The organism is Burkholderia sp. MR1-5-21, assembly GCF_053427715.1.
Genome location: NZ_JBSAXD010000022.1, coordinates 82760 through 95101 on the forward strand (window position 1 = coordinate 82760; position 12342 = coordinate 95101).

At 61.4% G+C, this 12342-nt stretch carries 11 protein-coding genes; 4 read left to right on the forward strand and 7 right to left on the reverse strand.

The window, feature by feature from the left end; all coding sequences use genetic code 11:
• Positions 1 to 13: 13 nt before the first annotated feature.
• From ACV229_RS26865 to ACV229_RS26875, 3 genes are all read right to left on the reverse strand, one after another.
• The gene (locus ACV229_RS26865) at positions 14 to 409 is read right to left on the reverse strand and encodes a hypothetical protein (RefSeq protein ID WP_448086137.1); all 396 of its coding nucleotides are present in this window, start codon (positions 407 to 409) and stop codon (positions 14 to 16) included.
• The gene (locus tag ACV229_RS26870) at positions 402 to 578 is read right to left on the reverse strand and encodes a hypothetical protein (protein WP_448086138.1); all 177 of its coding nucleotides are present in this window, start codon (positions 576 to 578) and stop codon (positions 402 to 404) included. Before ACV229_RS26870 ends, ACV229_RS26865 begins: the two co-directional genes overlap by 8 nt.
• A 193-nt stretch (positions 579 to 771) precedes the next feature.
• Entirely contained in the window at positions 772 to 1887 is a 1116-nt protein-coding gene (locus tag ACV229_RS26875; protein WP_448086139.1) for a porin, read from the reverse strand.
• 550 nt (positions 1888 to 2437) lie between these two features.
• Here ACV229_RS26875 and bamA point away from each other — a divergent pair.
• The 3 genes from bamA to ACV229_RS26890 all read left to right on the forward strand — a co-directional run bounded on the left by bamA (position 2438) and on the right by ACV229_RS26890 (position 7058).
• Positions 2438 to 4750, forward strand: coding sequence for an outer membrane protein assembly factor BamA (gene bamA, locus ACV229_RS26880; protein WP_448086140.1), 2313 nt, complete (start codon positions 2438 to 2440; stop codon positions 4748 to 4750).
• A gap of 315 nt (positions 4751 to 5065) precedes the next feature.
• Positions 5066 to 5800: a response regulator gene (locus ACV229_RS26885; RefSeq protein ID WP_448086141.1), complete on the forward strand. Its 735-nt coding sequence runs from the start codon at positions 5066 to 5068 to the stop codon at positions 5798 to 5800.
• Complete coding sequence (locus ACV229_RS26890; RefSeq protein WP_448086142.1) at positions 5784 to 7058, forward strand: ATP-binding protein; 1275 nt, start codon at positions 5784 to 5786, stop codon at positions 7056 to 7058. The genes ACV229_RS26885 and ACV229_RS26890 overlap by 17 nt, the downstream gene beginning before the upstream one ends.
• A gap of 569 nt (positions 7059 to 7627) precedes the next feature.
• Here the strand turns inward: ACV229_RS26890 and ACV229_RS26895 are convergent.
• From ACV229_RS26895 to ACV229_RS26910, 4 genes are all read right to left on the reverse strand, one after another.
• Positions 7628 to 8719, reverse strand: a complete 1092-nt coding sequence (locus ACV229_RS26895) for a HAMP domain-containing sensor histidine kinase (protein WP_448086143.1) — start codon at positions 8717 to 8719, stop codon at positions 7628 to 7630.
• Between the two features lie 9 nt (positions 8720 to 8728).
• The gene (locus ACV229_RS26900; protein WP_448086144.1) at positions 8729 to 9439 is read right to left on the reverse strand and encodes a response regulator; all 711 of its coding nucleotides are present in this window, start codon (positions 9437 to 9439) and stop codon (positions 8729 to 8731) included.
• Between the two features lie 349 nt (positions 9440 to 9788).
• On the reverse strand, positions 9789 to 10013 hold the full coding sequence (locus tag ACV229_RS26905) for a 3-keto-5-aminohexanoate cleavage protein (RefSeq protein ID WP_448086201.1): 225 nt from the start codon (positions 10011 to 10013) through the stop codon (positions 9789 to 9791).
• 24 nt (positions 10014 to 10037) lie between these two features.
• Complete coding sequence (locus ACV229_RS26910; RefSeq protein WP_448086145.1) at positions 10038 to 11048, reverse strand: VOC family protein; 1011 nt, start codon at positions 11046 to 11048, stop codon at positions 10038 to 10040.
• Between the two features lie 424 nt (positions 11049 to 11472).
• Between ACV229_RS26910 and ACV229_RS26915 the strand changes: the two genes are divergently transcribed.
• Positions 11473 to 12342, forward strand: a complete 870-nt coding sequence (locus tag ACV229_RS26915) for a fumarylacetoacetate hydrolase family protein (RefSeq protein ID WP_448086146.1) — start codon at positions 11473 to 11475, stop codon at positions 12340 to 12342.

Here is a 12342-nt window from a genome sequence, read left to right on the forward strand (position 1 = left end):
GAAATGCAACGGTTCACTGGAGTGTGAGGCCCGGCGTCGGCGCCATCACGGGTGACATGCCGGCTGCCGCGCAGAGCGCCTCCAGAATCAACGGCACCTGCTCACCCGGAACGGAAAAGCCGATACCGACGCCACCCAGCACGTAGAAGCGGATGACCAGGTTCTGCGATTCTTCGATCCGACCGATCTCCCATCCGACCGAATGCAATGCGAAACGCGCACCGCCGTTGCTGCTCGAGATCCGCGCGGAGCACTCGATCGCATTAGGCAGTGCGACCAGCAATTCGTTGAACGTCGAGCGATGCAGCGCGACGGTGGCGTGCTCTCCGTGAATCAGCAAGAATTCACCATCCGCAGTCAGCTCCATTGCCTTGATCGCACGTACTGCCGGCACGACGGAATCAGCCATGCTGTACCTCCGGCGCCCCAACAGGTGCCTTGCCCCATATAGGCACATTCCGCACTGCGGCTGCGGCTCGCGAGATGCCGCCGACCTCGTGCAGCAACACGAACGCCGCTTGCGACGAACAGGCTTCGAGCACTGCGGCAAGTACCCTGGCGGACAGATATTTCTTCATGATCGACCTCATATCATGCATCGGAAAAATAGATTGGAAGCGCCATGCGACATGCCGACCTCGTCATGTCGCACCATTTCGCGCTATGTCGAGCCGCTGCACGTTGCGTCACCCGATGCATTTCCTGATTCACGAAATGCATCGACGAGAACGATCGGACACGTTGCTGTCGTATGGCGCGCCCGCGGGGCGATCAGAAGCTGTGACGCAACCCGAGCGTGACGGCGGTCTGGTGATTCGAACTCGACGCCGTCAAGCCGGCAATCGATGCCGTGATACCGCTGTCGCCCGCGCCGTGCACGTGCTGGTAGACCCCTCTCAGATAAACGTCGGTGCGCTTTGACAGCGCGTAATCTGCAGTCAGACCGAACTGATTCCACTTCGGACTCACGCCGGCGACTTTGCCATCCGTATACGTGTAGGCGCCCGTCAGGCTGAACGCGGGCGACAGGCTATAACGCGCCTGCAATTCGTAGTTGTTGAAGCGCGCGCTGCTGCCCGACAGCGACAGGCCGTCCGACGTACCGGACGCGGACGAACTGATTCCGGTCAGGTTGTCGAGGTGGGTTTGCGTAAAGATCGCGCCGACGATGGCCTGCCCGAATGCGTAGTTTGCGCCGACGCCCCAAGTGCGCTGCGCATTCGCCGTAAACGTCGCGTCGTCGCTGACCGCGCCGCTCATGTTGGTTGACGAGCCGGGCCGCCCGAGTTGCATGTAACCCGCGCCGACGTTGAGGCCGCCGTAGTGATACGAGGCGCCGAAGCTATACGCGCGATTGTTTGCGAAACTGCCTGACGAGTTCGAAAAACCGTACAAGCCGTTGAAGGTCAGGCCGCCATAGTTCACGCTCTGATACTTGACCGAGTTGCTGATGCGGAAAGAGTTCTGAAGGTTGTCGTTATCGTACGGATGCGCCAGGGATGACATTTCCATCGCGCCGAGCGTATCGACAATGGAGTCGTACTGACGGCCAAGCGTGAGCGTGCCGAACCGGTCGCTCGACAACCCGACGAAGGCCTGGCGGCCGAACTCCCGGTCGTTCTGGCCGAGCTTGCCGTTCATCACGTCAAACCCGCTTTCGAGCGTGAAGATCGCCTTCAATCCGCCGCCGAGCGCCTCGCTGCCCGTCAGGCCGAACCGGCTGCCGCTCAGCGTACCGCTCGTCGCCGAGACGTTGCTCTTTCCTCCCTGATTGCTGGTGTACGTCACACCCGCGTCGATCAATCCGTATAGCGTCACCGAACTCTGCGCGTGTGCGGACGCGGCAAACATTCCACATGCGGCCGTGGCAAGAAGCGATCTTTTCATTCAATTTACCGAAGTAATGTTTTTTGCGATAGAAGCGGACGCCTTCTCGCAGGTGTCCGTTTCATGTTGAACCCGGATTCTGCGATCCCAGGCGAGCCGCATTAGAACGCATTGCTGAATGACTTCGGTTGCAACAGTCCATCGCAAATGTTTCCGCGGATTTATCTGCTGACGACTTGAAACAGACACGATTGCCTCTAGCGACAGGCCGCGATGCAGCCCCGTCTCACCACGCGCGCTCTTCGCCCGTATCGCCCCACCCTCGCCCGACAAACCACTATTCGACAAGCTTCTTCAATCTTCTCTCACGCGTCGCGCCCCTCGATACGCCCGAGCAAGTCTTGCGACTTACGCACCCGCCCGTGAGATTCGGCAAGCGAAGGATAGGTCCGGATAGCGATCTGTAATCGCGATGCGTCGATCAGCTCCTACACTTCGCCGCTTGATTGTCATCAATGGCCCATTTTCACGAAATCGTCGCGTCGACGGACACGCAGTGTCACGACGAGCGCACGCACGCAATCCGTCCTCCCCCTGTTCACCTATCCGCATGTTCCAGCAAGCATCAGCGAAATTCGCGGCCCTCGGCCTGCTACTCACCGGCGGCATCGCGCCCGGTTGCGCGCATGCAGCTCAACCGGTCACGATTCGCGACATTCGCGTCAACGGGTTGAAGCGTATCGAGCCGCGCACGATCAGTGCGTACCTGCCCGTCAAGGTCGGCGAAACGCTGACCGAAGATCTCGGCACGCAACTGATCCGCACGCTATACGCGACCGGCTTCTTCAGCGACGTCAAGGTTTCTTCCAGCGACGGCGTCCTCATCATCGACGTCGTCGAAAGACCCACCGTTTCCACGGTGGATTTCACGGGCGTAAAGGAATTCGACAAGGACAACCTCGGCAAGGCAATGAAGGCGGTCGGTTTGTTGTCGGGCGCCGCGTACGACAAGTCGCTGGTGCAAAAGGCCGAACAGGAGCTCAAACGCCAGTACCTGACGCGCGGCTACTACGCGGCCGAGGTGTCGGCGACGGTCACTCCGCTCGACGAAAATCGCGTGTCGATCCTGTTTTCGGTCGTCGAGGGGCCGAGCGCGAAGATCCGCCAGATCGAATTCATCGGTAACGATGCGTTCAGTACGAAAACGCTGCTCGACGAGATGCAGTTGTCGACACCGACCTGGTCGAGCTGGTACACCCGGAGCGATCTGTATTCGAAGGACAAGCTGACGGGCGACCTCGAGAACGTTCGCTCGTACTACCTGAACCGCGGCTATCTCGAGTTCAGCATCGAATCAACACAAGTTTCGATCTCGCCCGACCGGAAGGACATGTACCTGACGATTACCGTGCACGAAGGCGCGCCGTATGCCGTATCGGGCATCAAGCTCTCGGGCGACCTGCTCGGCCGCGGCTCCGAGTTGCAGAAGCTCGTGACCGTCATGCCGGGCCAGCGCTTCTCGGCGGAAAAGCTGCAGCAGACGACGAAGGCGATCGTCGACAAGCTCGGCGAATACGGTTACGCGTTTGCGACGGTCAATGCGCAGCCGGACATCGACCGTGCGGCGCACAAGGTGGGGCTCACGCTTGTAATCAATCCCGGGCAGCGCGTGTATGTGCGACGTGTCGATATCGTCGGCAACTCGCGCACGCGCGACGAAGTCGTACGCCGCGAGATGCGTCAGCTCGAAAGCGCATGGTTCGACTCGAGCCGGATCGCGCTGTCGAAGGACCGGATCAATCGGCTCGGCTACTTCACCGCCGTCGACGTGACGACCATTCCCGTCGACGGCGCCAAGGACCAGGTCGACCTTCAGGTCAAGGTTGCCGAGAAACCGACCGGATCGGTCACGATCGGCGCCGGCTTCTCGTCGTCGGACAAGGTCGTGCTGTCGGCCGGCGTCACGCAGGACAACGTATTCGGCTCGGGTACAAGCCTCTCGGTGAACGTCAACACGGCGAAGAGCTACCGGACGCTGATGGTCACGCAGACCGATCCATATTTCACCGTCGACGGCATCCAGCGGATCACGAGCGTCTTTTACCGGACAACCCAGCCACTCTATTACACGTCGTCGAACGACACGAGTTTCAGGATTGTCACGGTGGGGGCAAGCCTCAAGTTCGGCATCCCGTTTTCCGAAACGGACATGGTCTATTTCGGGGCCGCGCTGGAGCAATATCGCCTGACCGTCGATTCGGCAACGCCCCAGAGCTACGTCGACTACGTGAACACGTTCGGCCGTGTGTCGAATACCGTTCCGCTATCCGTGAGCTGGTCGCGTGATGCACGCGACAGCGGGCTCGCGCCGAATCGCGGCTATTACGCACAGGCATCCGCCGAATACGGTACGCCGGCCACGTCGACGCCGTATTACAAGGCCGACGTGAATGCGCAGTATTACTACTCGTTCGCGCGCGGTTTCGTGCTCGGCCTCAATTTCCGCGGCGGCTACGGCAACGGGCTGGGCGGCAAGCCCTATCCGATCTTCCAGAACTATTACGCGGGCGGAATCGGCACCGTGCGCGGCTATGAGTCGAGTTCACTCGGCCCGCGCGATACGAAGACCGGCGACTCGATCGGCGGATCGAAGCTGATCGTGGGTAACATCGAACTGACCGTCCCGCTGCCGGGATCGGGGTACGACCGCACGCTGCGGGTATTCACGTTCGTCGACGGCGGCAACGTATGGGGCACCGAAGGCAGCAGCACCGGCGCGAACGGACTGCGGTACTCCTACGGCGCCGGATTGTCGTGGATTTCGCCGATCGGACCGCTGAAGATCAGCCTGGGCTTCCCTATCGTGCGCCACAGCGACGACAAATATCAGAAATTCCAGTTTCAGATCGGCACGTCGTTCTAACGGCAACAGAAAATATTCGTGCCGGATCGTACTGCGGATGACCGTATTGAATGTCGCCGGCGCGACGAGCGACGACAAAAGCAAAATGAAATTGGTTTGCAGGATCGCCCAAAGCCCGTCCCGGCTTGAACGACCCGGACTATCGGCGGCCACGTCGTACGAAACGGCGTGGCGCCGTCGCTGGACTTGCGGCGTCGAGCATCGACCTGCTTCGGGAAGTTTTTGTAAGATTCAGTAAGCCGCTCCAACGCACCGCGTCGTACGATGCGGTGGATTGCCCCCCCAATTCACAGGCGCGAAAATACGCCGCTTGCCATGTCCGATCATCCCATTCAGGTACTGCTCGTCGATGATGACGCCGATCTGCGCGACCTGCTGCGTACGTTCTTCGTCCAGCGCGGCATCGAGTTCTCGGTTCTCCACGATGCGACCAACCTCCTGCGCAGGCTGGAGCGGGAGCGTCCGTCGATCGTCGTGCTCGATCTGATGATGCCGGGAATCGACGGCCTGACCGCGCTCAGGCAGTTGCGCGCGACGGGCGATACCATTCCGGTCATCATGCTGACCGCGCGCGCAGAAGGCATCGACCGCGTGCTCGGGCTCGAACTCGGCGCGGACGATTACCTCGGAAAGCCGTTTCTGCCTCAGGAATTGCTTGCCCGCATCAATGCGGTCCTTCGCAGGCACGGGCAAGCTGCGGTGCCCGGCGCGTTCGAACGGCGTCCGCCATGCCGGTTCGGCCGCTTCGAGCTTGATTTCATGACGCGAACGCTGCTATGCGACGGCAAACCGGTCAAACTCACCGGCGGTGAGTATGCACTGCTCGAGGCGTTCGCTTCGCATCCGATGGAAACGCTTTCACGTCCGCGCCTGCTCGATATGGTTTACGGTCCAGCGTCGGACGTGACGGAGCGCGGCATCGACGTACCCGTATGGAGGCTGCGGCGGCTGATCGAGGACGACCCGTCGAATCCGCGTCGCCTGCAGACGAGGCGTGGCATCGGCTACATGTTCGTTCCGGACGAATCGGACGATGAAGAATCCGCTTGATACGTTGTTCGGGCGCCTGGTGCTGATGACGGTGGGGTTGCTCCTGCTTGTCCACCTGACGTTGATGATGATGGTCGACCGTGACCGTGCGGGACTGGATGCGCTGCATATGTCGCACCTCGTGATGGCGGCGCAGAAGGTTCGCGAACGTGACCCTGACCTGGCGTCTGACGTGGCCCGCACCATGGGAATTTCCTTTGTCGATGCGGACAGGCTGTCTGCGACGGGGTGCCCGTCGCCCTGTACCGACACGAACGGCCCTGTCGAGACGCGCCTCAGGCACTTGCTGCCTGCGGGGAGTCATGTCGTCGTGGCAGAGAACGGGACAATCTGGGTTCGCGTTTCCGGCGCGATGTACGGGATCGTGATCCAGTCTGCAATGGTGCCGCTGAGTCGGCTGGCGATTGTGTCAGCCCTGATGCTCATGTTTGCCGTGGTGCTTGCCGTCGTTTTCGCGTGGCACATGCAGCGGCCGATCAGGGCGCTGGCAAATGCGGCCCAGGGGTACCGCATCGATCGGGTATTCCGGCAGGTGCGGATGCGCGGGCCGCGGGAGCTTCGCGAGCTCATCGGCGATTTCAACGACATGGTGAGCGAACTCGCGGAGGCCGACCACGAACGCGCGGTCATGCTCGCGAGCATCGCGCACGACCTGCGCACGCCGGTTACCCGCATGCTGGTGCGTGCGGACCTGCTCGCCGACCGGAAGGACCGCGCGGGGTTCCTGCGCGACACGGAGTCGATGTCGCGCATCATCGCCCAGTTCCTGGATTTCGCGCGCGAACGAGGCGATGCGTCCGCCGACGTTGGAGTCGATGCGCACTGCCGCCAGAACTACACGGACGCCTTCAGCCATGGGGAAGACGAAGCGGACGTGCTCGTCAGGCTTGATCTGCGGGCGGGCCCCGGCTTTACGCTTCCGGCAGTCGATATTGATCGCATCATGGCCAATCTCGTCGAGAACGCGATGACCTATGGCGAGCCGCCGATCGAGGTGTCGACGTCGTCGCTCAAGGGCTGCTACCGTCTCGTCGTTCGCGATCACGGTCCGGGCGTCCCGGAAGCCGAGTTCGACCATGTGCTGCGCCCGTTCGTGCGGCTCGACACGGCACGCGGCGGTCATGCGCATTGCGGACTCGGTCTGGCGATCGTGCGGAGGCTCGTCCGCCATCACGGCGGGGCGCTGAAGATTTCAAACGCACCCGACGGCGGCTTCGTCACGACGATGACGTTTCCCGATCGCCGCCACACCCACTGACCCGTGCTACCCGGCGACGCCCCGATCGTCCGCGCCGCGCGACGACGTTCCCTGCGCCGCCGATAACCCGGCGCCAGCATCTCGTTCCCGCCGCAGCCGCCTGGATGCAACGCGCTCGAAAGCATCCGGGCGGTAACGACGCACGTCCATGAAGCGGCGCGCTCTTTCGCGCAAGCTTCCGTAAGCAAAGTTAAGGCAATACGAATAGGCTGACGAACTACGTCCAACCGGATCGCGTTCCCGCATCGCATGCTCCATTGCCCAGAGATTCCCATGTCAGCTACAACATTTCATCGCGCGAGAGGTCGGGCGCGGCTCAGGCTGCGTCCGTTTCGATTGCTGCAACCGTCACGGAGACGTGTCGTGATTTTTTGCACGGCTTCGCAATGCACGGCCACTCGTGGCGAACCCGTCACGGGACATTCACTCGTGATTGGTTCGTTCAGCGCTTGGTGTCGTGATTTCCCGTGGCGTGACGCGCGTCAACCAATGAGACTTGGCCTCGTGCACGGTAGCACGCTGCACATCTGCACGGCCGAGCGGCTGATGAAACGTACGTGCTGCGAGTGTCATCGTGCCCCGAGCCTGCCAGCTGCGGTTGGACCCGGCAAGCAGGCGATCACGACGAGACCACCGCCCTCTCGCGGCATGGCCCGGGTTTCGCCGCCGTGCAGCGCCAGTGCGCATCGTGCGATTGCCAAACCCAGCCCGGTACCAGACACTGGCGGACTCGCGTCCCCGCGCTGTTCCGACTCGAGGCGGCGGAACGGTTCAAAGATCTCTTCGCACAATTCCGCGGGTACGCCCGGCCCACTGTCGCGCACGCTGATTTCGAGCCACCCTGCCCGATCATCAGGCGCGTGCAGCGGCTCCAGCGTGCGCGCGCGGACTTCGACTGTCGTATGGGGGGGCGTGTACTTGATGGCGTTGCGCACGATGTTCTCGAACGCGCGGTATAGCGGTTCTGCCGCGACCTCCGTCACAAAGCTGCCCTGCGCGTCCAAGGTCACAGCGCAGCCGCGCACTTGTGCCTCGAACGTGGCGTCCTGCACGATGTCCGCGAGCAATTCGATGACATCCACATGTTCACGCGCCGCGTTCATGGCGCCAGCCTCCAGTTTGTGCAGCGTCAGCAGCTCCTCGATGAACTGGTCCAGCCGCTCCGTTTCATGCGTGATGCGCTCGGCCATCGCCGCTGCCGACTGCGGATCTTGCTGCATGAGTCCGATCGCCGCCTGGATGCGCGCCAACGGTGAGTGCAACTCATGCGACACGTCGTAAAAAAGCTGGCGCTGCTGCATCACGGCCTGCTGGAGACGCGCGGCCATGTCGTCGAACTCTCTTGCCAGAAAGGCGAATTCATCGCGGCGGCCGCCGAGGGCGGGTGATAGACGAACTTCGAAGCGCGCGCTCGCTGCGTCGCGCAGTGCCAGAGTGAAGTGGCGCAGCGGTTTCGACAGTTGCCAGGCCAGTGCGAGAGCCACTGGCAATGCTACTGCGGCCCCCGACAGGCTTGGGATGAGCAGAACCCACGGCATCACGCCCGGCGGGGACGGGTTATGTCCTGTCGCACGTACATAGAAGCCGGCGCACGCGAATGCCGCCACCATGGCGATCCATAGCAGGACGAAACCTCTCCAGAACAGGCGTCCGAGCGGCATGTGGTTGGTTCAGTCCGTCAGCAGCTGGTAGCCCAGGCCGCGAACGCTTACGATCCACGGTAGCCCGTCGGAGCGTTGGCCCAGCTTCTGGCGGATGCTGCTGATGTGCACATCGATGCGCCTGTCGAAGCGCGCCAGCGGCCGGTCGAACGCTTGCACCGAAATATCCTGCTTGCTGACCAGCCGCCCCGCGTGACGGGCCAGGATTTCGAGGAGGCTGAATTCTGTTCCGGTCAACTCGAGCGCCTCGCCTTGCCAGGTTACGCGGCGGCTGGAAGGACACAGCGCGAGCCGTCCGGCACGGATCGGTCCGCTTGCGCCCACTGCACTCGTGGCGGACGCGCGGCACAGGATGGCGCGCAGCCGCGCGACGAGTTCGCCGGGTGTACAGGGCTTGGGAACGTAATCGTCGGCGCCGAGATTCAGGCCGGAGATGCGGTCGACGTCGTCACCGCGAGCCGTCAGCATCAGCACGGGTACGCGACTCGTCGAGCGAATCCGGCGGAGTGCCTCGATGCCCGACAGGCGCGGCAACATCACGTCGAGCACCACGATGGAAAAGTGTCCGGACAGCGCAAGGGCCACGCCAGCCTCGCCATCGTGCACGACCTCGACGGCAAAGCCTTCATGGGCGAGATATTGCACTAGCATGACCGTCAGTTCGGCGTCGTCGTCGACCAGCAGCACGGGTGTCTTCGAGGTTTGGTCGAGATTCATCATGAAGCGAGTATCGCGCAGCACGTGTCGCCCGGGAAAGTCTTTCGCGTCAATTTTTACGCAACTTAACCTCGCCATACCCAGCTAGAGCGGACTCTCCGGACAATAACGCCCGTCGGCCTGGAGCGGGTCAGGGAGAACTTGCATTGAAAAAATTCGGCAAAATGGGCTACATCACGTGCCATTGCCGCTTCGAGCAGCTGTTCGTGTTCAGCGTGGGCATTACGGGATTCTGGACGCGTATTGCGCTCAGCAAGGTTCCGATAGCGCTCGCTCTGATCGTTGAGCATTCGACCGAGATGCATGAGCCACGGCTCATTGTGTTAGTGCTTCTAAGGAATCTTGCGGTCATTTACGCCACGCCGAGGCTCCTGCGAGCCTCAGCCGGCGAGGCAAGCGACGGGCCGAGGGTCTCCACGAGACTGCGAACCCGTTCCAGTACACCTGAGTACTTGCCCGTTTCCGCGTCACGCACGTGCACGTGGATTATTGATGCCCCCGCTTCGGCGGCCGCAAGCCCAGACTCGACGGTCGGCCTCGGCATTACCGGCCGGTTGGGATTTGGTGAAAGCGGAATGTGGCAATGCGGCTTTCGAAAGACCTATTCGAAAAACTCGGGATTCAGCGGCGGAGCCCACTGCTGAAGTTCGTTGCCGGAAAGCTGCGCCCGTCCGACAGGCGTATCGTCGTTCACAAGATCGCCGTCGGTCCAATGTTCAATCTTGTTGCCAAACGGATCACGCCAGTAGTCAAAGATCTGGCTGCCCTGGACGTGTCGGCCTACACCCCACGAGTGCTTGTGGTCACGAGACTTGAGGAATTCTCCGCCAAGCACGACATCATCAAGATCCAGCACTTCAAATGCGCTATGGTCGAACCTTGCCCGCCCGTCCTGAGCAGTCACAATTGCCACCGTGTGATGATCGGTCCACGTCTGCCCGAGTCCACAGTGCATGAATGCGGCAATTTCATTGGACTCCGAGCCTGCGTAGTAGAGATCCGAGGGCCGCATGCCGAGCACGTCGTGGTAGAACGCAAGGCTGGCTCGGAAGTCTGGGACAAGTATCGCGACGTGACCAAGGCGCATAACCTCGGAAGGCGCCGGCCTCAGCCGAACAGTCGCACCTACGCGCGCCCGTTGTGTTGCCGTATTGACGGACAACGGCGTTCGATGGGGCAGAGCCTCCAGCGCTTGCTGGCCATGAATCAGGTCCACAATAAATCCGGCGGGATCCGTTGTGCGAACACGCTTGCCGCCACCTGGCTCCGGATTGTCTTCCACGGCCGCGCCGACCCGCTCAGCCAGCTGGCGAAGATTTGCTTCACTGTCGACAAAAAATCCAAAACCAAGCGGGCTGTCCGAATCACCGAGTTCCGTAATGTGAGCATGGTGCGCCGGCCCAGTAGCCCGCATATACAGCGCCCGGTCGCTTCGCGCACTGCGATGCAGTCCGAAGTCCCGCAGGAAGCTCTCCATCTTGTTCAAGTCCGTCGCTTGATATCGGACGAACGCGATATCCCTGATCCCTACCATCGCAATGTCTCCTGTTTCACGATCGCCGTTGCACGGCGAAGCCTTTTTTAGATTAATGGCAAAAGTATCGATAAACAAGTGTTGAATCAATTGTAATGGAGTGCTGCCTTTCGCCCCCGGTGACTGGCATCCCTCTCTCCCTCGCCGAGCTCGCCTGATCTGCGGCTTTACATTTCCCTAACGACGCATGCCATCAGCCGTGACCAAAGCTTCCACAATTATCGATTGTGATGTTGTTTATCGATAAAAAGGCCGCTACACTTCATCACACGTCTCATTACGAACATGGCGGAGGAAGCATTGATGCGCGTCACCTTGGACGGTCGGCGTCGTGGCGAGGACCGGTGCCAGTATCGCGGCGACACGAACACGCGAGAGGTAAGCGTCGCCACGCGTCACTTGAGACATCACCGGCAATAGCGGTCGCCTTTCGGTTCCACCCCCCCGCGATCGCTCAACGTCTGGCCATCTCCATCATTCAACGTCAGCCAAGGAAAATTTCATGAAGCTCGCCCGGTATACCCACGATGGTCAAACCGCCATCGGCGTGGTCGTCGATCAACAGGTCATCGATCTCCACCAGCTGGTACCTTCGGCGCCCGCCACGATTCGCGAGGTGCTCGCGGCCGGCGCACCGTTGCGCGAGATCATTTCGAATGCCCTCGAGGACGCCGAGCCAGGTATCCCGGTCGAAGCGGTACGACTCGAGTGCCCAATTCCCGAGGCTGGGAAGTACCTTGCGATCGGCATGAACTATCACGATCATGCGGAAGAAGCGGCACGCGCGGGTGTACCCGTGCCCCAAAACCAGCTCTGGTTCAACAAGCAGGTCACTTCACTGACTGGCCCGTTCGACCCGATCTACAAACCGCGCGTCTCCGACAAGATGGACTACGAGGCCGAGCTCGGCGTGGTGATCGGCAAGCGCTGCCGTTACGTGACAGTCGAGGACGCGCGCAGCGTCGTTGGCGGCTATTTCGTTGCCAACGACGTCACCGCACGTGACTGGCAGTTCAAGAGCCCCACCTTCACGCTGGGCAAGTCGTTCGACAGCCACGGCCCGATCGGCCCATGGATCACCACCGACGACGAAATCGCCGACCCGCACACGCTGCAGATGCAGCTGTGGGTCAATGGTGAACTCCGCCAGAGCACAAGCACGGGCGGCATGATCTACAACATCTGGCAGCAGATTCACGAGCTGTCGCAGGTGATGACGCTGAATCCGGGCGACCTGATTGCCACCGGCACGTGCGCGAACGTGGGCATTGCACTCGGCAAGTTTCTCCAGCCTGGTGATGTCGTACGCGTCGAGATCGACGGATTGGGTCGCATAGAAAACACCGTCGCCCCGGAACCGGACCAGGCATAA